This is a genomic window from Methylobacillus methanolivorans, assembly GCF_054588515.1.
In genome coordinates this window covers 1,428,513-1,449,773 of sequence record NZ_BAAILT010000002.1, presented here as the reverse complement: position 1 = coordinate 1,449,773, position 21,261 = coordinate 1,428,513, and the positions used below count along the sequence as shown (strand labels likewise).

Annotated in this window: 22 protein-coding genes and 2 tRNA genes; 9 read left to right on the top strand and 15 right to left on the bottom strand. The window is 50.0% G+C overall.

Annotated elements, in window-relative coordinates:
* Positions 1–3: 3 nt before the first annotated feature.
* Together LG202_RS08125 and LG202_RS08120 are read right to left on the bottom strand one after the other, a co-directional pair.
* Positions 4–930 carry a zinc dependent phospholipase C family protein gene (locus tag LG202_RS08125; RefSeq protein WP_230347882.1) on the bottom strand — a complete coding sequence of 309 codons (927 nt, stop codon included), beginning with the start codon at positions 928–930 and terminating at the stop codon, positions 4–6.
* Positions 931–1,058: 128 nt separating this feature from the next.
* A complete protein-coding gene (locus LG202_RS08120) occupies positions 1,059–1,328 on the bottom strand; it encodes a hypothetical protein (protein ID WP_230347881.1) in 270 nt (89 codons plus the stop codon).
* A gap of 211 nt (positions 1,329–1,539) precedes the next feature.
* On the opposite strand from LG202_RS08120, the gene LG202_RS08115 reads away from it, so the two are divergent.
* Positions 1,540–3,144 (top strand): phospholipase D family protein, encoded by a 1,605-nt coding sequence (locus LG202_RS08115; RefSeq protein WP_230347880.1) that lies wholly within the window; start codon positions 1,540–1,542, stop codon positions 3,142–3,144.
* Between the two features lie 57 nt (positions 3,145–3,201).
* On the opposite strand, the gene LG202_RS08110 is transcribed toward LG202_RS08115, so the two are convergent.
* The 3 genes from LG202_RS08110 to LG202_RS08100 form a co-directional block, all read right to left on the bottom strand.
* Entirely contained in the window at positions 3,202–3,438 is a 237-nt protein-coding gene (locus LG202_RS08110; protein ID WP_230347879.1) for a hypothetical protein, read from the bottom strand.
* A 123-nt stretch (positions 3,439–3,561) separates the two neighbouring features.
* A complete protein-coding gene (gene crcB / locus LG202_RS08105) occupies positions 3,562–3,942 on the bottom strand; it encodes a fluoride efflux transporter CrcB (RefSeq protein ID WP_230347878.1) in 381 nt (126 codons plus the stop codon).
* A gap of 328 nt (positions 3,943–4,270) precedes the next feature.
* A tRNA-Met gene (locus tag LG202_RS08100) sits at positions 4,271–4,347 on the bottom strand.
* A gap of 296 nt (positions 4,348–4,643) precedes the next feature.
* Here LG202_RS08100 and LG202_RS08095 point away from each other — a divergent pair.
* A complete protein-coding gene (locus LG202_RS08095; RefSeq protein WP_230347877.1) occupies positions 4,644–6,116 on the top strand; it encodes an iron-containing redox enzyme family protein in 1,473 nt (490 codons plus the stop codon).
* Between the two features lie 79 nt (positions 6,117–6,195).
* On the opposite strand, the gene LG202_RS08090 is transcribed toward LG202_RS08095, so the two are convergent.
* The gene (locus LG202_RS08090; RefSeq protein ID WP_230347876.1) at positions 6,196–6,438 is read right to left on the bottom strand and encodes a KGG domain-containing protein; all 243 of its coding nucleotides are present in this window, start codon (positions 6,436–6,438) and stop codon (positions 6,196–6,198) included.
* Between the two features lie 158 nt (positions 6,439–6,596).
* On the bottom strand, positions 6,597–7,220 hold the full coding sequence (locus LG202_RS08085; RefSeq protein ID WP_230347875.1) for a DUF4142 domain-containing protein: 624 nt from the start codon (positions 7,218–7,220) through the stop codon (positions 6,597–6,599).
* A 163-nt stretch (positions 7,221–7,383) separates the two neighbouring features.
* Here LG202_RS08085 and LG202_RS08080 point away from each other — a divergent pair, with 163 nt between their 5' ends.
* Positions 7,384–7,857: a DUF421 domain-containing protein gene (locus LG202_RS08080; protein WP_230347874.1), complete on the top strand. Its 474-nt coding sequence runs from the start codon at positions 7,384–7,386 to the stop codon at positions 7,855–7,857.
* 110 nt (positions 7,858–7,967) lie between these two features.
* On the opposite strand, the gene ychF is transcribed toward LG202_RS08080, so the two are convergent.
* The 8 genes from ychF to LG202_RS08040 all read right to left on the bottom strand — a co-directional run bounded on the left by ychF (position 7,968) and on the right by LG202_RS08040 (position 14,805).
* Positions 7,968–9,053 carry a redox-regulated ATPase YchF gene (gene ychF / locus LG202_RS08075; RefSeq protein WP_230347873.1) on the bottom strand — a complete coding sequence of 362 codons (1,086 nt, stop codon included), beginning with the start codon at positions 9,051–9,053 and terminating at the stop codon, positions 7,968–7,970.
* Between the two features lie 27 nt (positions 9,054–9,080).
* Positions 9,081–9,665, bottom strand: coding sequence for an aminoacyl-tRNA hydrolase (gene pth / locus LG202_RS08070; protein WP_230347872.1), 585 nt, complete (start codon positions 9,663–9,665; stop codon positions 9,081–9,083).
* A 74-nt stretch (positions 9,666–9,739) separates the two neighbouring features.
* On the bottom strand, positions 9,740–10,357 hold the full coding sequence (locus tag LG202_RS08065; protein WP_230347871.1) for a 50S ribosomal protein L25/general stress protein Ctc: 618 nt from the start codon (positions 10,355–10,357) through the stop codon (positions 9,740–9,742).
* Between the two features lie 109 nt (positions 10,358–10,466).
* A complete protein-coding gene (locus tag LG202_RS08060) occupies positions 10,467–11,402 on the bottom strand; it encodes a ribose-phosphate pyrophosphokinase (protein WP_230348079.1) in 936 nt (311 codons plus the stop codon).
* Positions 11,403–11,520: 118 nt separating this feature from the next.
* A tRNA-Gln gene (locus LG202_RS08055) sits at positions 11,521–11,597 on the bottom strand.
* 17 nt (positions 11,598–11,614) lie between these two features.
* Positions 11,615–12,490: a 4-(cytidine 5'-diphospho)-2-C-methyl-D-erythritol kinase gene (ispE, locus tag LG202_RS08050; protein WP_230347870.1), complete on the bottom strand. Its 876-nt coding sequence runs from the start codon at positions 12,488–12,490 to the stop codon at positions 11,615–11,617.
* A gap of 22 nt (positions 12,491–12,512) precedes the next feature.
* Positions 12,513–13,115: a lipoprotein insertase outer membrane protein LolB gene (lolB, locus tag LG202_RS08045; RefSeq protein ID WP_230347869.1), complete on the bottom strand. Its 603-nt coding sequence runs from the start codon at positions 13,113–13,115 to the stop codon at positions 12,513–12,515.
* A gap of 1 nt (position 13,116) precedes the next feature.
* Entirely contained in the window at positions 13,117–14,805 is a 1,689-nt protein-coding gene (locus LG202_RS08040) for a tetratricopeptide repeat protein (protein ID WP_230347868.1), read from the bottom strand.
* Positions 14,806–15,167: 362 nt separating this feature from the next.
* Here LG202_RS08040 and LG202_RS08035 point away from each other — a divergent pair, with 362 nt between their 5' ends.
* The 6 genes from LG202_RS08035 (at position 15,168) to LG202_RS08010 (ending at position 21,260) form a co-directional block, all read left to right on the top strand.
* The gene (locus tag LG202_RS08035; RefSeq protein ID WP_230347867.1) at positions 15,168–16,100 is read left to right on the top strand and encodes an ABC transporter ATP-binding protein; all 933 of its coding nucleotides are present in this window, start codon (positions 15,168–15,170) and stop codon (positions 16,098–16,100) included.
* 31 nt (positions 16,101–16,131) lie between these two features.
* Positions 16,132–16,878, top strand: coding sequence for an ABC transporter permease subunit (locus LG202_RS08030; protein ID WP_230347866.1), 747 nt, complete (start codon positions 16,132–16,134; stop codon positions 16,876–16,878).
* Positions 16,879–16,890: 12 nt separating this feature from the next.
* Positions 16,891–18,264: a GldG family protein gene (locus LG202_RS08025; protein ID WP_230347865.1), complete on the top strand. Its 1,374-nt coding sequence runs from the start codon at positions 16,891–16,893 to the stop codon at positions 18,262–18,264.
* The gene (locus LG202_RS08020; RefSeq protein ID WP_230347864.1) at positions 18,261–19,142 is read left to right on the top strand and encodes a DUF4340 domain-containing protein; all 882 of its coding nucleotides are present in this window, start codon (positions 18,261–18,263) and stop codon (positions 19,140–19,142) included. Before LG202_RS08025 ends, LG202_RS08020 begins: the two co-directional genes overlap by 4 nt.
* A gap of 9 nt (positions 19,143–19,151) precedes the next feature.
* Positions 19,152–19,970 carry a bifunctional DNA-formamidopyrimidine glycosylase/DNA-(apurinic or apyrimidinic site) lyase gene (gene mutM, locus LG202_RS08015; RefSeq protein WP_230347863.1) on the top strand — a complete coding sequence of 273 codons (819 nt, stop codon included), beginning with the start codon at positions 19,152–19,154 and terminating at the stop codon, positions 19,968–19,970.
* 258 nt (positions 19,971–20,228) lie between these two features.
* Positions 20,229–21,260, top strand: coding sequence for an AAA family ATPase (locus LG202_RS08010; RefSeq protein ID WP_230347862.1), 1,032 nt, complete (start codon positions 20,229–20,231; stop codon positions 21,258–21,260).
* Position 21,261 lies beyond the last annotated feature (1 nt).

The window sequence follows — 21,261 nt, the reverse complement described above, 5'->3', positions numbered from 1 at the left end:
AGCTTATGGCCAAAAGCCGAATTGGTCATGCTCGTCCTTTCCGGTATCAAGGTTCCAGTTGCGTACCACGGTTTTGTAAGTATCATCTTGATTAATAACGGCATTGGCAACCACTGTCCATATTTGCATCGTATTGCGCAGAGCATGGTCGAACAGGACGTCATAATCCATGCGTTCGCCAGGAGTCTGTAATTGTTTGATGTATTGCTGGTCAACCTCATTGGGGTTGGGATAGGTTAGGCCTGCACGTACTCCAAGATGGCGTGCAAAAGGCATGAGGCGATTACCTTCCTCCGCAATTTTATTTACCATGCGGTTGAAGCGTTGGTGCCACTTGTGAATAACAGGAGGATTATCCGCGTAGGCTTGCGGATAAGTTCGTTGCAGCATCCCTAACCATAAAGCATGAATATCCTTATCCAGCATTTTGGTTCCGGGCTCACGGCAAGCCCAGATGCCCGACGATAAGTGTTCGGATAAGCCGATGCCTCCCAAGTTCAGGCGTTGAAAGATATAGGCGTCCTGGTGCATTTCACATTGCCGATGATGGCGCTTATTGGCAGCATAAGGCCCAACTTTAAGCTCTACCACTGGGTGGATGGTGACATCCATGATCACATGCGACACATAACCTAATAACCAGGCCATTCCCTTTTCCCGTTGCATGCCTTGCCATTGTTTAAGGATATCGATACCGGCATGAATGATTTCGCCAGTGCGTAGGTAGTGCATATTATCTGCCCAGGCTAGTGAAGATGCATCGCGAATGGCGAGGTAAGGATAGTCTGGGCTAACTGCGCCAAGCTCGGCAAACTTGAAATGTCGCAATAGCCAAGGAATGGCCTGGCGCGGGAAACCAGGAGCCGTTTCTAGCCTTGGTGTTTCCCGCAAGTGGTTGATGAGAGTGAGGTGGGCAAATGCACCGGGCATGATAGTTATCTCTTGTTATTAGCCTGGATTGCTTGTTCCAGGTGAATGGCTTACCCCGCCATTCTTGAGAGTCCCCGATATATTGAATTGAAAGTCTTTTTTATTTTTTTATGGGCTAGTGCTTGGAATCAAGGGTTCTGCCGATATTTCAGCAAAAATTCATTTTCCATAAACTCGCAAGCCTCGGCGACATATTTGAGCTCAGTGGGCGATAGTGCCGAGTTTGCGTGACGTTTCCAGCAATCCTCAATCGCTGCGCGATCATTTCTTTGCTCCAAGCTATCAGGTGCTGCAGGCGTACCAAATATATAGTAAAGCAGCACTGCACCGACAAAGACAAAAATAAATAACCAAAGCCAGATGCGCGAACCTTTTTGTTGGGGTGGGTTGGTCACCATGTGCTTCTCCTTGTTCATCAATAATAGATTGCTGTTGTTGGTATTATGCATGGATTATAACTTGGCTGGATTGTTCCATTTTTCCCGATAAGGAAGTATTTCGCGTAGCAGAAAATCCACAGAACCTGCAATATTTTGATGTGTCACAGCACACAGCATCACTCTCCTGATGACTATTGAAAGATAAGCAGAACATGAAAAAGACGGCAGCATGATGGGCTTCTTGAATAAACCCGGCATACGCAGTTTGTTACGAGGAGGACTTACTTGGTATCAGCGCATCATCATGCTAGTGCTTATCATGCCCTTACTAGCCTGTGGCTTGCCACATGTCCGTGATAGCGATAAGCCACCCTCTGTCGCGCTAAACCCCGAAGAAGTCGTGGGCACCAAGCTGGGCCAGACCATGCAGCCACTGAAGGCTGCACATCCTGGGCAATCGGGCATCATGCCTTTGCTGGATGCCTATAGTGCTTTCGCTGCCCGCATGTTGTTAACTCATTCTGCGCAAAAAACCTTGGATGTGCAGTATTACATCTGGCGCAATGACAATACCGGCATCTTGTTTCTGGAAGCTTTGCGCAAAGCCGCCGAGCGAGGCGTGAGAGTGCGCTTGCTGCTGGACGATAATGGAATTGAGGGGCGGGCACTGGACGCCAGGCTGGCAGCACTCAACCAGCATCCTAATATGGAAATTCGGTTGTTTAACCCGTTTCCGTTTCGTACATTCAAGAAGCTGGGGTTTCTCTTCGATTTTTCGCGGCTTAATCGCCGTATGCACAATAAATCCTTTATTGCCGACAACATGGTGACCATTATTGGTGGTCGTAATGTAGGTGATGAGTATTTTGGCGCAACTGATGGCGTGCTATTTGCAGACCTTGATGTGATGGCGATTGGTGCGGTAGTGGACGATACTTCGCGGGATTTTGATCGTTATTGGGCAAGCGCTGCAGCTTATCCGTTGAGTGCATTGATTCATGTTCCGAATGACGATGAGCTGCAAAGATTGAGTGAAGCAGCAGGGCAGGCGGAGAAAACTGTGACTGGGCAAGGCTATCTGAAAGCGCTAAAAGACAGTCAATTTATTCACGATTTTATTGATGGGCAACATGCATTTGACTGGGCCAAGGTCGAGTTGCTGAGTGACAGTCCAGAGAAGGTCACAGGTGAAGTCGCAGATCGAGACCTGATGATTTTTGATTTGGCGCGTATTCTGCGTAATCCGCGAGAAAGTGTAGACCTTGTCTCCCCTTATTTTGTGCCAACCCAGACAGGCGTCAATGGATTCTCCCGCCTGGCTGGACGAGGAATCAAGATACGTATTTTGACCAATGCACTTGAATCTACCGATGTGGCAGCAGTGCATGCAGGTTATGCCAAGTGGCGTAAACCATTGTTGCAAGCTGGTATCCAGCTATATGAAATGCGTCGTCAAGCAGGCACTAGTCATATGAAGGATTACTTGGGGCCATTTGGTAGCTCAGGTTCCAGCCTGCATGCCAAGACCTTCACGATTGATCGCTCCCATGTTTTTATTGGATCATTCAATTTTGATCCACGCTCTGCAAGGCTTAACACCGAGCTGGGATTTATTATTGAAAGCCCTAGCTTGGCTGAGCAAGTGGAAAATGCATTCAAGTCAGGCGTACCCGAAAATGCTTATGAAGTGCGCTTGGATGAAAATAATCGGTTGTACTGGGTTTCATATCAGGACGGCGTGGAGCAGCGATACGATGTTGATCCTGGCACAGGCTTGCTACAACGACTTTTTGTCCGGATATTATCTGTGATGCCTATCGACTGGTTGTTGTAAACATGGCAATAAAAAAGGCGGAAACCAGTCCGCCTTTTTTATTGCCACAATCTGACATTACACTTTCTTGGATAATGTCATACCAGTTCTTTTTGCCTTGAGCAGTACTTCAAATACGTCCACTGCTGCGACCTTATGAGTTTTGACCACTGCATCAAATGCTGCAATCAGTTCTGGCATGCCTTCACTTTGACGATTCAACTCTACAGGCTTTTGTTCGAGAGCTTCCAGTTGTTCGGTCAATGCAGAAATCTTTTGCTTCAGTTTTTCTCTTTTTGTATCAATGTTTGCCATGTGTAGATCCTGTGATTAAGGGTGTGGGAGTAAATGGAGATGAGTGTATTAAAGGCATTAATACTTCACTATGTGATTTGCATTATATTCAAATTAAATTCAAAAATAAAATAATGATTAACTTCAAAAGAGATGGCGGAAAATCATAAAACTGCCATACATTAGTACAACGCCAATGATAACGCTGAGTAATACATAAAGTAGGGCAGTCATGATATCTCCATTTCTGAGAAGCATCATGGTTTCTAAGCCAAAAGCAGAAAATGTAGTAAACCCGCCCAGCAATCCAGTGAACAAAAAAAGCTTCCAATCAGATGAAAATAAATCGTATTTATCCGCTAGGCCTGCGAGAGCACCAATCACAAAGCAGCCTAGAATATTCACAGTGAAAGTACCTAGCGGAAATTTCCATTCAGTTGCCTGATTCATCATGAACCCAGCAAGCTTGAATCGGGCAATAGAGCCAATGGCTCCACCAATGGCTACTAAAAATAATTGCTGCATGCTGCTTCACCTGATTGTACAGTTTGATGGGAAATAGGCTATCACAAAGTGTCAAATTAAACAGTTGAAAAAGACTGATTGATTTAGTTGAAATATGACAGTTATGTGTGAATTGTTAGGATTTTGTATCGAGACATCATACTTATCTGTTATGGGCTATTTTAACCGTGCATTGCACGGAGGTTTTTGCACATAGAACAGCTTGTCTGCATGATGAAGTAGTGCAGGAGGTCTGAAAATATGGGCTATATTGATAAATTGATGGCAATAAAAAAACCCGCCTGAAGCGGGTTCTCTATTATTTGGCTAATCATCCCTGATAGGTGTTTGGTGGTGATGGGGGGACTTGAACCCTCGACCCCAGGATTATGAATCCTGTGCTCTAACCAGCTGAGCTACATCACCATCATCCAAGGCGGATTAAACCAAGCCCGCTATTCTATTTTCTTGTTTGCTTAATGTCAAAGCCAATATGCGTTTTCTTGGTGTGGATAAATGAGGGAGCGCTAGAACAAGAGTCCTGATTGGATCGGGAGTTTTTCATGTTTTAATTTAACTGTATGAAATTAATGTGTATTTTTTGTTTTTTCTTGAGTTGTGATGATTTTCCTACGAAAGGCGGGGAAGCTGTCTGACGGCAGGTTTATGTTAATTTCCAGATAATGCCTCATTGTCGCTGATGTTCTATATGGGGGTGCATCATGAAGGAAGTTATACAGGGGCGCGGCTCCTTGGCTGGCGCTGTTCCAAGCTTAGTATTTAGGCGTGATGTCTCCTCAATTGTATTGCGGCGAAGTCAGTTACCACATCTCCCGACAATTACCACTCCTGCTCGGGACTTGTTTCATGCGCTATCTCAGCCGACTGGTATTGAAGCAGTACGCGAGCAAGCTCGTACATTTCTGGATGAAAAAATTGCCGAGGCATCGTTACTGCATAGTGGTTTGCCTAACGATATGACGGCATTGCCAACATGGCTGGAGCAGCGTTGCTTGCGAGTTAGAATGGATTATCAGGCCTATTTGGCTGATCGACATGCAGGGCATCAGCCTCGATATTTTTCTGGTAAATCCCATGCATTACATTTCTTGCAGTCTATGGCTCCAAGCCGAATGGTGGAGGGAGCATGGCTATATGGTTGTCTCAAACATTGGCGCGAAGCCAAGTTTGCACCGTTGTGCAGGTTTTATCTCAGAAACCTAGGAGACGGTGATGAGTCCAGTAATCAGGTGAGTTTGTATCAGCAATTACTGGATCAGAATGGTTGTTCAGATTGGCGCGGGATGGCTGACCAGTACTATATGCAGGGTGCGATCAGACTGGCATTGGGGCATCATGTCGATGATTACCTGCCGGAAATCATTGGGTTTAACTTGGGGTACGAGCAGGTTTCGCTACCGATGTTGATTGCTGCATATGAGCTCAGCGAAATGGGCGTGCAACCACATTATTTTACTTTGCAGGCGACCGAAGATGATGCTTGTGTGGTGGCTACTATCAAGCTGTTATGCGCGTTGCTTGATGAAGCTACAACCCAGAAAGATCAGCATACTTTGCTGCAGCGTGTAGCCAATGGCTATAAGTTACATCAGTTGGGTTTGGGCATTCCCGAAATTGTGGCATCGTTTGATTTACAGCAAGCTTTTCTTGGCGTGATCCAGCCTTATGCCGTGCATATTGAGCGCGCCTATCGTATTGACTGTATGGAACGGGGTATTCGGGGCCGGTGGCCAGATAGTTTGCCACTGCCCTTGCTGTTGCAGCATTTGTGTCATGAAGGCTGGATGCAGGCCGATGAAAAAGGGAAAACACGCTTATGGCAAGTGCTGGAGCGTGGACATTGCTTGCCTTGGGACGCTTATCAGCAGCAAATCCTGTTGGATTGGATAGATTCCAGCCAAGAGTATGTCAAACGTCTGCGATATACCGATATGCCAGCTGTGGTCATGGCTTCGAGCCCTATTACTCATATAATGGCTGCGCAATCTAGCCACCATGAGGTTGATGATGCTCAAGAAGATGTGATGGATTACATCATTCGACTTTTGTCTCCAGTTGTGCACTATACCCAAGAGAGTCTAAAGGCTGCACGTGTTTACAAATCTATCCTTGATAAAGGCAGTGAGCTTTATGCTCAGCATTATGCTTTTTTTCTGGGATACGGGCCGGTGTAAATGAATGCAGTAAAAAAGCCAGGCCTGAGTGACTAACAGGCTTGGCTTTTTTTATGACATAAATTAGCTGTTAGCGCTGCTATGAGCTCCGGCGACCACCTTTACGGCCAGCAGCACGGGCCTCGGTTGACGTGAATTGATGGGCAGTGCCTTTTGCATGAGCAGCTTGGCCTCCTTTGCGGCCTGCCAAGCGGGCAGAGGCCGAGTCAAATTCGTGGGCTGTACCCTTGGCATGGGCAGCTTTACCTCCCATGCTGGCAATCTGACGTTGTTTTTCAGGACTCATTGCGGCAAAGCCGCGTGGGTTTGCAGTCTGGACCATAATAAACCTCCATGATGATGTAATGGAATCAAGCAGTGAATGTGACCACTGCTCTTTCCAATGGAAAGGAAAGTATGTTTATTATTGGTGGTGGCAGAGCGTGCTGTTATAAGCCAGTGTCTTATATCCATGTCAGAAAACTCAACCTTGTAGGCGTGTTAGTCGCTTTCTGTTGCCTTGATGACAGCAAGCAAAGCTTTACCAGTTTCTAATGAGTTTGTTGCTGAGGATAAGTGTTGAAGGGCGAAGGCCTTGATATCTGGGTCTTCAGTACGCTCAGCAATTTTGCCTAGCAGCTTGACGATATTTTCTTGGGATTTCACTCCAATAGTTTTGGCATAGCCTAGATCAAACTCACTCCCTTCTTTTGAGGATAGGCTTCTGAACTTGGCTTTTTGCCAGAGGGACGGTTCTTTCGGCAAATCTGCACGTTTCTGGTTGGCTAATTGCCTGATTGCCTCACCTAGTTGTGATTGTGTTTTGATCATTTCGCGTGCGAAGTCACGTACCTGTTCATTTCCCGATTTAAGTACTGCCATTTCGCTAGCTTCGGTTTGCAGGATTTCTAGACGAGTAACATCTTTCAAATAGCCTTGGTCCTTGGATGACAGCGCCTCAGTTGCAGCTGCGTCGTGCAGCACTAGCATAGGCGCCGCAAGCAAGGATATGGCGAGCAGATGAAGAAAATGCTTTCTTAGCCATAATTGAGAGGTCATATTGAACTCCATTAGATATGGAGTTCGCATGATCGTATCAAACGACCATGTTTGTGAATCAGACATGGCTGATCATTGTGTAGGAGTGAAGGCGACAAGGGGCCGAGTCACACGTTGGCATCAAGCCATTTTCCTACTTTCTCCTACAATGCTTTGCGATTTGGGACTACAAAGGACGTAATGATCACGGCTATAAGATGGCGGCAACACACCGTCTTGAAAGATTGCAATGGAATTGTTCACTTTCAGCATTTCGCCTTGGGAGATCATCTTGCGGGGTACATTGGTCTTCTGGTTGTTGTTTTTTATCTTCCGTTTTGTCTTGCGACGAGATGTTGGCAATCTGGGGATTGGTGATTTTCTATTTGTCGTGATTGTGGCTGATGCGGCGCAGAATGCTATGAGCGGCGATGCCAAGACATTCTTCGACGGTGCGTTGCTCGTGATGACATTGCTTATCTGGAATTTGCTGTTCGATTATCTGGGGTACCGTTTTCCATTGATACGTCGTTTTACCGAAAGTGCCAGTATGCTGCTGGTGCGCAACGGCGACATACAATGGCGTAATCTTCGGCGTGAATGGATTACCAAGGACGAGCTCATGTCAAAAATGCGTGAGGAAGGCTTGGAAAGCTTGGCGCAAGTCAAGGAAATGCGCTTGGAGCCGGATGGCCGGATTAGCGTGATTCAAGTAACAAATTGAGCGCGATGGCTGGAGGATATCGCGGTAAGACGAGGTATTAAGAGGGTTCTGTTGCTTTATCGTGAGCAGGGTATAAGCGTGTACATACGCCTATACCCTAAGTGTGAAGTTTAGACGTTGAAGCGGAAGTGCATTACATCGCCATCTTGCACGATGTAGTCTTTGCCTTCGAGGCGCATCTTGCCTGCTTCCTGTGAGCCTTTTTCTCCCTTGTGCTTAACGTATTCGTCATAAGCGATCACTTCTGCACGAATAAAGCCGCGCTCGAAATCGGTGTGGATGACGCCGGCGGCTTGCGGGGCAGTAGACCCTTTGCGCACAGTCCAGGCACGTACCTCTTTCACGCCAGCAGTGAAATAGGTTTGCAGGCCGAGCAAGTCGTAAGCTGCGCGGATGACTCGATCCAACCCAGGCTCTTCCAGACCGAGTTCGGATAGGAACATCGCCTTGTCTTCATCTTCGAGGTCGGCAATTTCACTCTCGATCTTGGCGCAGATCGCTACGACAGGAGCGCCTTCCCGCTGGCCAAGTGCTACGACCTTATCCAACAATGGATTATTCTCAAAGCCGCCTTCATCCACATTGGCAAGATACATCACAGGCTTCACCGTAATCAGGCACAACGGCTTGATCAGCCTCAGTTGATCTTCATCCAGGCCAAGGGTGCGTACCGGACTACCTTGATCAAGGTGTTTTTGTATCTTTTCCAGCACGGCGCAGAGAGCAATCGCTTCCTTGTCACCAGACTTGGCTTTCTTGCTCTCACGTTGCAGGGTTTTTTCCACAGTTTCCATGTCGGCAAGTGCCAGCTCGGTGTTGATGGTTTCAACATCCGCCAGCGGATCAACCTTGCCCGCAACGTGCACGATATTGCCATCATCAAAGCAGCGAACCACGTGGGCGATGGCATCGGTTTCACGGATATTGGCGAGGAATTTGTTGCCCAAGCCTTCACCCTTGGATGCGCCTGCCACCAAGCCGGCTATATCCACAAATTCGACAATTGCAGGCTGGATTTTCTGTGGGTTGACGATCTCGATGAGCGGCTTGAGGCGCGGGTCAGGCACTTCGACGATGCCAACATTCGGTTCTATGGTACAGAACGGGTAATTGGCGGCCTCGATGCCTGCGCGGGTAATCGCATTGAAGAGGGTGGATTTTCCTACGTTGGGTAGGCCAACAATTCCGCATTTCATGATGATCTGCCTGTTCTTGATTAAAGGTTAATTCTGTTTGGTTTTTGTGTGGAGCTTGAGCATGGCTTCTTCAAACCTGCCTTCCAGTAGCTGCGGCAATATGAGCGTGCTGTCATCCATGGCGTATTCTATCTGCTGCATTTCATCACGCAGCGGCGCATGCAAGACATAATTGACGACGGCGCTACGATCACCGGGGTGGCCGACACCAAGGCGCAGGCGCCAAAAATCATTGGTCCCCAGTTGTGCGGCGATGTCCTTCAGGCCGTTATGACCACCGTGACCTCCACCTTTTTTCAGGCGAGCAATCCCTGGTGCGAGGTCAAGCTCATCATGGATCACCAAGATTTCCTCTGCAGGAATCTTGTAAAAGCGTGCCAGTGCTGCAACAGCACGACCACTGGCATTCATAAAGGTTGTAGGCTTGAGCAGCCAAGTATCGGCCTGGCCATTCAGCCGGCCACTGAGGCCAAAAAACTTGGCTTCCAGACTGGTTTTGCTGGAAGTCTGGGCGCAGACCTGGTCTATCCACCAGAAGCCTGCATTATGGCGGGTGTCTTCATATTGGGCGCCCGGATTGCCGAGGCCAACAAAAAGGCGGATACCGTTCATGGGTGTGTGACTCTTTAAAATGAATACGCGCGCCCTGGTTGCCCAGAGCGCGCGTTCAAGCATTTACACCGATATTATTCGGCGGCGGCGTCACCTTCAGCAGCGTCATCGCTTGCTGCACCACCACGTGGCTTGGCGATCGATGCAACAGCAGCATCATTTTCGTGAGCCAGTTGTACGAACTCAACGCCCTTAGGCAACTTGATTTCGGACAGGTGGATAGAGTGACCAGCTTCCAAATTGCCGAGATCAACTTCAATGAACTCTGGCAGATCCTTAGGCAGGCAGCTCACGTCGGCTTCTGTCAGGATGTGGGAGACGATACCGCCACCCAGCTTCACACCAGGAGCCACGTCAGCATTGATGAAGTGCAAAGGCACCTTCACGTGTACTTTTTCGCTGGCGCTAACGCGTTGGAAATCGATGTGCTGAATGGTATTGCGTACTGGGTGCAGTTGGTAGTCACGCAGAACAACTTGCTCCTTCTTGCCGTCCACTTCCAGGCTCAGGATAGAAGCGTGGAATGTTTCGTGACGGAACTCTAAGAACAGTTCCTTGTGGTTGAACTCAAGGCTGACTGCCTCTTTTTCACCACCGTAAACAACACCGGGAACATTACCAGCGCGACGGAGACGGCGGCTCGCACCCGTACCTTTGCCTTCGCGTGTGGTTGCTTTGATTGTAATTGCCATGTTACTACTCCTAAAAAAGGCCCATAGGCCCTGGGGTTGCCTGTTATCCGCGACCAGATAACAGAAAAGGCGGTTAAGCATTGCTCAACCGCCGGAACCATGCTCCTGTTTAATCTACAAACAGGGAGCTGACTGAATCTTCATTGCTGATGCGACGTATGGTTTCCGCAAACAGTTTGCCCGCACTCACGACACGAATCTTCGGTGATTGTTGTGCATTGGGACGTAATGGAATGGTGTTGGTGACGACCATTTCATCCAGTTCGGAATTCGTAATGCGTGATACTGCCTCGCCAGAAAGCACTGGATGAGTACAGTAGGCCACCACTTTCTTTGCTCCTTGTTGTTTGAGCGCAATGGCGGCTTCGCACAAGGTATTGGCGGTATCGACCATGTCGTCCATCAGCACACAGGTGCGACCAGCTACATCACCAATAATGTTCATGACCTTGGCCACGTTGGGCTTGGGGCGGCGCTTGTCGATAATAGCCAGGTCGACGTTAAGGTGCTTGGCTGCTGCACGGGCACGTACCACGCCACCTACATCTGGTGAAACCACGATCAGGTCGTCATGCTTTTGCTGGCTCAAATCCTCTAGCAGGATAGGCGTAGCGTAGATGTTATCTACCGGAATATCGAAAAAGCCCTGGATCTGGTCAGAATGCAAATCCATCGTCAGCAGGCGATTCACACCTACTGTTGTCAGCATGTTGGCAATGACCTTGGCGGTGATGGCAACACGTGCTGAACGTGGACGCCTGTCCTGACGGGCATAACCAAAATAAGGAATCGCTGCCGTGATGCGACCAGCCGATGAGCGACGTAGTGCATCGACCATGACCATGACTTCCATGAGGTGGTCATTGGTTGGCATGCAGGTGGATTGCAGAATGAAGACGTCCTTGCCACGGACATTGTCCAGCAACTCGATCATCACTTCGCCATCGCTAAAGCGATCTACAGTGGCCCGCCCCAGTTCGATGCCCAGGTGACTTACTACCTCTTCGGCAAGCGCACGGTTGGCGTTGCCGGTAAATACCATCATGTCGCCCTTGGCCACAGTTGGAATCCTTATCTCTTTAAAGTAAACCGCAAGGAATAGCTTGTATAAATCACGTACAAAAAACAAAAGCGTGTAATTTTTAAGTTACACGCTTTTATTCTGGCTGGGGAAGAAGGATTCGAACCTTCGCATGCCGGAATCAAAATCCGGTGCCTTAACCAGCTTGGCGACTCCCCATTTGATCGTTATTTCTGTCAGTTGGCGAAACTGTGTAATGGATGTTTATCCAAACCTTTTGCATGAAACCCTGAGACATCGCACTCTGCATATTGTTGCAATTCGCGCGTTTCATTTATTCTTGCAAGTACAGCTTTCGCAGCTTCCTGGTTATCGAATGCAGCGAATACCGAAGCGCCAGAACCACTCATGCAAGCCTTGGAAAACTGAGAGAGCCAATCTATGCATTTCTCAACTTCCGGGTACTGCCGTCTAACTACGGTTTCGAGATCGTTGTGAACCAAGTCCCTCAGAAAGGCCGCTATTGTCGTGGGATTTGTGTCCCTTGTCAATTGCTTTGATGCAAAAATTTCTGCGGTCGAGATGTGGATACGGGGCGTAATGACCACGTAATAGGTATTAGGCAATTGAATTGATGTCAATTTTTCGCCTATTCCCTCCACCCAGGCATTTTCGCCAAAAATAAAGAAAGGGACATCCGCCCCGAGTTTTAATCCCAACGAGATCATTTCGTCGCGACTGAGGTCTAGCTTCCAGAGACGATTAAGGGCCAGTAAAACGCTGGCTGCATCAGAACTGCCACCACCTAGCCCGCCACCCATGGGGGTGCGTTTGGTGACATGGATGTCAGCACCTAATTGGCTGCCAGTGTGTTGTTTGAGAAGATGGGCTGCGCGAATGCATAAATCACTAGCCTCCGGTACGCCGGGCGTATCTTCTGTGCGATGAATAGCCTGGTCTGCACGCGGGCGGATATGTACGGTATCGCCAAAATCCAGCAGGCGGAACACGCTTTGCAATAGGTGATAGCCATCTGGTCGACGGCCAGTGATATGCAGAAAGAGGTTGATTTTTGCTGGTGCTGGATAAGCTTGAAAGTCTTGCAAGGTCATGATGAGGCAGTGTTGCTTTGGGCTAAGGTAGTTGCCATTGCTGTACGATCAGCTTGAGCGTGAGTCTGCTGGCATTGCGCAAGGTAATGCGGGTGGGTAGTTGATATTGGTTGACGCCAATATATTGGCTATATTCAATTTCCCAGCCATCTTGTTTGAGCTTCACCAGGCGCCCAGCATCATCCCACTGTGAGGCCTCTACGGTTTCTTGGTTCGGGCGCCCGAGCACCCAGTCGGATAGTCCGCGCATGGGCAGCCGCCAGCCCAGGTTTTGCTCGGTCAAGGTTTCGGCGTCGGTAGCCTCATAGTACTTATTGTCGCTGGTCATCAGGCTAACCTTTTCTGTCGTTCGCGTGATGGAGGCGGCCTGGCTTCCTAACGGCGAAAATAAAGCGACAGTATCCTGATCTGCTGTGTGTTGCCACTGAGTGGAGCCAGAGAAACCCTTGGTATCGGTTTGCACGCCGATACGTCCCTTGAGCTGGAATTGGTCGATACCAGTCAAGCTGTCCAAGTGTTCCTGATGTATTTCAGGCGTACTTGGGCTGATGGTGGGAGGTAGGCTGGCACAGCTAGTCAGCGCCAATGCCGCGCCTAGCAATAACCAGCGTGTAACGAACGGCATCTTAACGCTTGAATTTCCTGTTGGTATTGAGCAGGACTTCATTCTCTGGGAAGGCGGAAATGGCGGCTTCCCAGGTCTTGACGGCTTCATCGCGTTTGCCTTGTTTCCAGAGTACCTCTCCTAGGTGAGCGGCAATTTCTGGATCGGGTTGTTGCGAGTAGGCGCGGCGTAGGTAATCCAAGGCCTTGTCCAGATTGCCCAGGCGGTAATATACCCAGCCCAGGCTGTCGAGGATGTAATGATCTTCGGGGCTTAATTCATGGGCTTTTTCAATGAGTACCCTTGCCTCTTCCAGGCGTACGTTGCGGTCAGCCAGGGAGTAGCCGAGGGCGTTGTAGGCCTGGGAGAATTCTGGCTGCATCTTGATCAGCTTGCGCAACTCACGTTCCATCACGTCGATTTTATTGACGCGTTCCGCTGCCATGGCAAAGTCATACACCAGTTCAGGTGAGTTGGGCAGCGTGTTGATAGCATTTTCCAGCCGGGAATATGCTTCCTGGTAGCGCTTGGCCTGTGTGAGTACATTCGCCTGGGAGTGCACGACGGCTGCGCGCTGCGCATCGGTCAGGTCTGGCAGGTTTTCCAGTGACTGGATGGCTGCATCAATGCCTTCGCGTTTGGAGATAATGTTCGCGACACCAAGCTGGGCATCTACATAGCGCACCTCGCCAGGGGCAACCTTGCTATACCATTGCAGAGCCTCATCGTCATTGCGGTTTTTTTCCGCGATCTGCCCGAGGTAAATATAGATTTGGTCTTTATCCTTGAATCCCTTGCCTAGCGCATCCTTGAAGTATTTCTCTGCATCAGGCAGTTCATTGGCTTGTAGCGAGAGCAGGCCGACGACGACCAGGATTTCTGGATTGCCGTTGGACGCCTCAATGAGCTTGATGAACTCGCTCTTGGCCTCGTCAAACTTTTTCTGCGCAGCCAGGATGCGCGCTAGAGCCAGGCGCACCTCGTTGGCATCGTTATGCTGGGAAAGAAAGCTGCGGTAAAAGTCCACGGCTTGTGCTGGAGACTTGCCCAGCAGAACCTGGCCTTGCATGAGTGCTGCCATTTCCCAACCGGGGCGTAGCTTGTTTGCCTGGTTAAGTTCGTTGAGTGCTAGCTCGGTATTGCCTGCATTCCAGGCAGCGTGGGCAATGGCAAAATGAGCTTCGGGGAGGTCAGGGTAGTCACGCGCCAGATCCTGCACCAGGGTCAATACCACCGTCTTGTTTTGCTGGCGAGAAAGCAGGTTGTTGAGGAACATGAAGCCACTGGCGCGCCCCTCTTCATTAGCCAGTAAGGCCTTCAGGTGGGGTTTTGCTTCATTGAGCTTGCCAGTGTTGATCAGCATCTGGGTCAACGCCTGGTGTGCCTCGGTGGAGGCTGGGTCCAGTTGCGACCACAGGTTGGCTGCATCAATCGCAGTACGACCATCATTGCCCATGACCGCAGTCTTGGCAGCACGCTCCGCTAAGCGTGAGTCTTGGCTAGTTTGGGCAAGATCAAGGAATAATGCGCTGGCTAGGTCAAACTGCCCACGCTGCCCAGCAATTTCGCCAATCAGGTATTTGTAGACGAACTCGCCTGTGAGCGTAGGCTCAGGGTTTGCTGTCTTGGTGGCTGCACTTGCGCTATTTCCCATGCCTAGTGACATGGCTGCGCAGGCAACTGCAAGTACGATCTTTTTGCTGATAGGCATTTTCAAGGAAATCTCGTGGCGGATTGGTTAAATAGCATATTGAGGCCTGCCGGGCTTGTTTTCAATGGGGTGGATGCAAGTTTTGCATCATTTTTCACCGTATTTCTTAGTCCGTGACAGTACACACAAGTTCACCCATAATGCGCGATGCTATAAACTTTGCGCTATGCAGGTGGGGTTTACCTATCTGTATGATTTAGTGCTTGGCTTTGTATTGTTGCTAGCGTGATGTTGAATGCGATATTTCAATTAAGTCAGGGTTTTCTTGCAATGCAGATGGGTTGCAATGACGAGACAAACTTGACAGGCGAGTGATGTTTTTCTAACTTAGCACCCCTTAAAACCGGATAATTCACTCATATATGACGACTATTACCGTAGAGGCTTCAGAGTTAACCCGTAAGTATGGCAGCCGTGCTGCGGTCAGCGATGTCAGTTTTACCCTGCATAAGGGCGAGGTGCTGGGCTTTCTTGGGCCTAATGGCGCAGGCAAATCCACCACCATGAAGATGCTGACGGGCAACCTGGCTCCCAGCAATGGTTCGGTGAAGATTTGCGGTATCGATATGATGGAGCGCCCCAAGGATGCCAAGGCGTTGATTGGCTACTTGCCCGAGCAGCCTCCCTTGTACCGTGAGCTGACTGTTGATGAATTCCTGACCATTGCAGCGCGGCTACATCGTGTTAGCCGCCAGCATATCAAGAAGGCGGTCGACATTGCCAAACAGCGTTGCGGCCTGACAGAGATGGGCCAGCGCCTGATCGAGAACCTATCCAAGGGTTATCAGCAACGCGTGGGTATTGCTCAAGCCATCATTCATAACCCGATGGTGGTGATCCTGGATGAGCCGACCGTGGGCCTGGATCCGATCCAGATTCGCGATATTCGTGCCTTGATCAAGGAGTTGGGCGGCGAGCATAGCGTGATTCTTTCTACCCATATCTTGCCGGAAGTTGAAATGGTATGTGATCGTGTGCAGATCATCCATAAAGGCAGTCTTGTGTTCAATGGCGGTATTGATATCCTCAAGCAGCAACGCCATGGCAATCGTTTGTTGGTGGGCCTCAAGCAGCCTCCCGCCCACGAAGCTTTGTTGGCTATTCCAGGCGTGGAGTCAGTCGAGGCCTTGGAAGGCAATCTGTTGCGACTCCGCCATACCCCTGGCGAAGCGCCGTCGGAGGCATTGGTGCAGGCTGCCGTTAGCCAGAACTGGGGCCTGTTCCAGATCAATCCTGACCAGACCTCGCTGGAAGAGGTCTTTGTCCAGCTTACATTCCAGGAAGCTGCTGCCTGATGGCAGGCAGTGTGTGTTTTAAGGATTTCTCATGATCGTCAATATCGCCAGAAAAGAATTGAAGGGCTTGTTTTCCTCGCCGATGGGCTGGGTGATTCTTGCCCTGTTGCAGTTTGTGTTTGCCACTTTCTACCTGATGGGTGTGGATCAATATTTCCTCACTATGTCAGGTGCCATGCGGCCAGACCAGCGTATCGGTGTTACCGAGTTCGTTGGCGGCAGCGTTTTCGGTATCGCGCCTTTTATCATGCTGTTTGCGGTGCCATTGCTCTCGATGCGCCTGATCAGCGAGGAACGCCGCCAGCAAACGCTGCCTTTCCTGTTCAGCGCTCCCTTGTCGCTGACTGAAATCGTCCTCGGCAAGTTTGTAGGGTTATTGTCTTTCCTCTCCATCAACGTCTTGCTGATCGGTGCCATGGTGTTCTCGCTCAACCTGTGGGCGGATATTGATTTCGGCTATTTGCTGGCCAACCTGCTGGGCTTGTTCCTGTTGTTGGCGAGTTACTGTGCATTAGGAACCTATGTCTCCAGCACCACGCAACAGCCGGTGGTTGCCGCCATCATTACTTTTGTTGCCTTGCTTGCATTGCAGTTGATCGAGTATTTCCTTGCTGGTGATCCAAGCAACACGGTGGCTAACTTCTCCCTGATGCGTCACTTTGAGCCATTTTCACGCGGCATGCTGGATACCCGCGATATTGCTTATTTCCTGTTGTTTATTGTTACTTTTCTGACTCTGACTATTCGTAGGCTGGATGCAGATCGCTTGCGTGGCTGATCGAGAGAATTTATGAAAACCAATCGCAAACTACGCTTTCAATTATTCGTACAAAACAGCTTTTTCGTGGTGCTGTTCCTGGTGCTGGTATTCCTGCTCGGCTTCCTGACTTACCAATACCACGTGAGCCGTGACGTGACGCAGGGTGGACGCAATACCCTGACCGAGGGCAGTGTCAATGTCCTGAAAGAAATGAAGGGGCCGATCAATATCACGGCCTACGTCGTCAAGGACAATGACACCCGCAAGTACATCAACAAATTCGTTGAGCGCTACAAGCGTATCAAGCCGGACATCAATCTGAGCTTTATTAGCCCCACCGAGGAGCCCAAGGCGACTCAGGAAGCTGGCGTGAAGGCTGAGATTGAGCTGGTGGTAGAGTACAACCAGCGTACCGAGCATATCGTACCGCCGCAGGCTTTTGTTGAGCAAGACATGACTAACCTGCTGGTGCGCCTGTCACGCACTAACCAGAACGCCATCATGTTCCTGGATGGGCATGGTGAACGTAGCCTCATTGGCGTCAAGAATCATGACTTGGGAGACTTTGGTCGCCATCTGGAAAAGAAGGGTTTCAAGCTTTCCAATCCTGACTTGCTGCTAGCGCAAGAGGTGCCAAGTAATGGCTCCATGTTGGTGATTGCCAGTCCCGCTGTGGATGTGACCGAGGTTGAAGTACAGAAGATCAAGCAGTATCTGGAAAAAGGCGGTAATTTGCTGTGGTTGATTGACGACGAGGTTAATCTACATGGCTTGCAGCCGATTGCCGAATACCTAGGCCTGCAACTGACGCCAGGCATGGTGGTTGATTTGTCTGCAACTCGCTATGGTGCGGATGCCAAGGTGGCATTTGCTAACCAATATGGCGTACATGCGATCACCAAGAATTTCATGCTGCGTACCTTGTTCCCAGAGGCGCGCATGATTCACGCTGAGGATTCCTTTGATAATGGCTGGCGTGCGTCCAACTTGGTAGAAGTGGCACCCAATGGCTGGCTGGAAACCGGCAAGGTGGATGACAACGTCAGTTTTGATAACAAGAAGGACTTGCCTGGACCGATCAACATCGCAGTGGCGCTGGAACGTAAGTACGGCGAAAAAGGCCAGCGCGTCGTCGTGGTGGGGAATGGTAACTTCCTTGCCAATACTTTCCTGTCCAACGGTGGCAACCTAGACCTGGGTTTGAACATGGTCAATTGGCTGGCCGGTGACGATAGGCTGATCACTATACAGCCCAAGCCACGTAAGGATGTGAACATCGTGATCCCATCCGAAGGCTGGGCCAATTTGTTGGCACAATTCGTCTTCATTGGCTTTAGCCGCATCTTGCCTATCGGCTTGATCGTAATTGGCATTGTGATCTGGTGGAGGCGTCGCAAGGCATGAGGTCAAGATGGATCGTAAATCTGGTGCTGCTGCTATTAGTGGCAGGGATTGTGGCATTCCTGTATCTAAAGCCTCAGGAGCAGGAAGAGCAGGCCGCAACATATGAAGTATCCAGCCTCAAGCTGGCTGATTTCAACAAGCTAAGCCTGGAATTCCCTGCCAAGGCGCCTGTGACTTTCGAGAAGAAGGACGGCTTTTGGTACTTGGTGCAGCCGTATCCTGCTCGTGCCGATCAGGTGACTGTGCAGCGTATTGTCTCGATTGTGGCTGCAACTAGCCGTGAGAAGTTTTCTGCGGCAGACCCTGCACGATTTGGGCTGGATAATCCACGCCTCAAGATCAAGCTTAATGATGAGGAGTTCATTTTTGGGCTCTATAACCCGGTGACTGCGGAGCAATATGTGGCCTACAAGGATGGCGTTTATCTTCTCTCTGGCCTATATGCGGAAACAGCTTCCACCCAATTGCTGGAAATGCTCGACAAGAGCCCGCTGAAACCGAAGGAGGAGATAGTTGGCTTTGATTTCTCGCGCCTAGAGCAATGGGAAGATGTGCGCCTGCAGCTAGACATGGATACCAATGGAAAATGGCAGATGTCTGTGGCTAATGCCAAACCAAAGCAGGATGATATGAATGCCTGGTTTGACGAGTATTGGACAAAAATTCGTGCGCTGTCGGTGGAGCCATATACGCCAGATCGCAAGGCCAACTATCCTTCGTTTTCGGTAAAGCTCAAGGATGGCAAGCAGGTGAATTTTGATAAGCTGCAAGAGTCGCCGCAACTGATACTGGGGCGTCCGGATGAAGGGATGCGTTATTATTTCCCTGCCGATGTTGGTTTTACTCTACTCAACCCACCAGTGGGGCTGGGTAATTAAACAGAGGCCATGCCTGAATTACCAGAGGTTGAAGTAACGCGTCGCGGTTTGGTGCCCTTGGTGGGTGCTACCGTGACGCAAGTCGTCATTCGCCAGCCTGCGATGCGCTGGCCGATTCCCGCTGATTTGCCCTCGTTGCTCCATGGCAGTCAATTGCTGGAGCTTACTCGGCGCGGCAAATACATCATTGCCCGCTTTGAGCGCGGTTGCCTGATTCTGCATTTGGGGATGTCTGGGCGACTGTGCCTGCTCGAGCAGGATATTCCCGCTGAAAAGCACGATCATTTTGACCTGCATTTTGCCGATGGGCGCGTTATGCGCTTGCGCGATCCGCGCAGGTTTGGTGCCGTATTATGGGCGGGAGAGCAGCCCAATGAGCATGCGTTGCTCAATGTGCTTGGGCCGGAGCCGCTGGATGATGTGTTTACCGGCGAGTTTTTGTATGGGGCTATTCGTAGTCGATCTTCACCAATCAAGGTGGTAGTGATGGATAGTCACCTGGTCGTTGGTGTGGGGAATATTTACGCCAGCGAGTCACTGTTTCGGGCCGGCATACATCCTGAAACGCCCGCAAAGGCATTGACGCTAGCGCAATGCCAGCGACTGGTTGGCGAGATCAAGCTGACGTTGCAGGATGCCTTGAATGCCGGAGGAAGCAGTTTGCGTGACTTTTTTGGCGCAGATGGCAACCCTGGCTATTTTCAGCAAACCTATTTTGTCTATGGGCGCACGCATCAACCTTGCTTAGTGTGTAATACCCCAATTCAAGTGCTGCGCTTGGGTCAACGGTCGACCTTCTACTGCCCTTCCTGTCAAAAAAGCCGTTAATCCTGTATTGCTGTGCCATGGATTGGCATGAGCTGATCTACGGTTAGGTATCTTGGTAATCTATACCGTATTGTCATTTTTCTCTCATCTTGCTTGGTAAAAATTTGTGTTTGGTGAGGTTTCTTGTCAATGATTATCAGATGACGCGCTGGGATTAAATCCCATCATTCAGGAATTTTTCTAAAAATCATTGCCAAAAGTTAATCCATCTTTCAAAATATACAGATCTGTATATTAATGTGCGATTTGAGGATGGCTATGGCAATTGCAGCAACGGAAGGTCAATTGGCAGACTGGAGAACGCGTGCTCTGAAGTTGGAGGATGCTGTTAAGAGTGTGATTGTGGGGCAGGATGCAGCAATACGCCTGATCAATATCGCAATCTTTGCACGTGGACATGTCATGCTGGAAGGCGGGGTAGGTGTCGGTAAGACCACATTGCTGCAATCGGTAGCGCGGGGCATTGGCGGTGCTTATGAGCGTATCGAAGGTACGGTGGATCTGATGCCGAATGACCTGGTCTACCATACCTTTCTCGGGCCCGAGGGTCGTCCGCAGATCGACGAGGGTCCCTTGTTGCGCGCAGGGGAAAATCTCTCGGTGTTCTTCTTCAACGAAATCAACCGTGCCCGCCCGCAAGTCCACGCCTTGATGCTGCGCGTGATGGCTGAACGCCATTTGCATGCGTTCAAGCGTGAATATCGCTTGCCACATATGATCGTGTTTGCTGATCGCAATCAGGTCGAAAAGAATGAGACGTTCGAGATTCCTGCTGCTGCGCGTGACCGCTTCATGATGGAAATCCCGATCAATGTGCCGGAGGACAAGGCGCTGCGCAAATCGCTGGTGTTCGATACCCGCTTCCAGCATGCCGAGCAATTGACGCGTACTGTCGAGAGTGGCCTGCTGCCATTCAACATGCTCAATGATTTCTCCGACGTGTTGCAGAACCATGTGCAGTCTTCCCAGGCACTGGAAGATTACGTGATCGACCTCTGGGACGCCACGCAAAAGCCGCAGGATTTCGGCATCACGCTCGAGGGCGTCGACATGCAGCGCCTGATCCAGGCTGGGGCTAGCCCGCGCGGCATGGGCATGCTGCTCAAGGCGGCCCGCGTGCATGCGTGGCTCATGGAGCGGGAATATGTCTATCCCGAGGATATCCATGCGGTGTTCCACGAGGTGATCGCGCATCGCCTCGTGTTCAATTCCATGTACGAAAGCCGCCGCACGGTGCTGGCCCGCGAATTGACTGCCAAGATACTGCAAACCGTGGCGGTGCCGTCCTGAG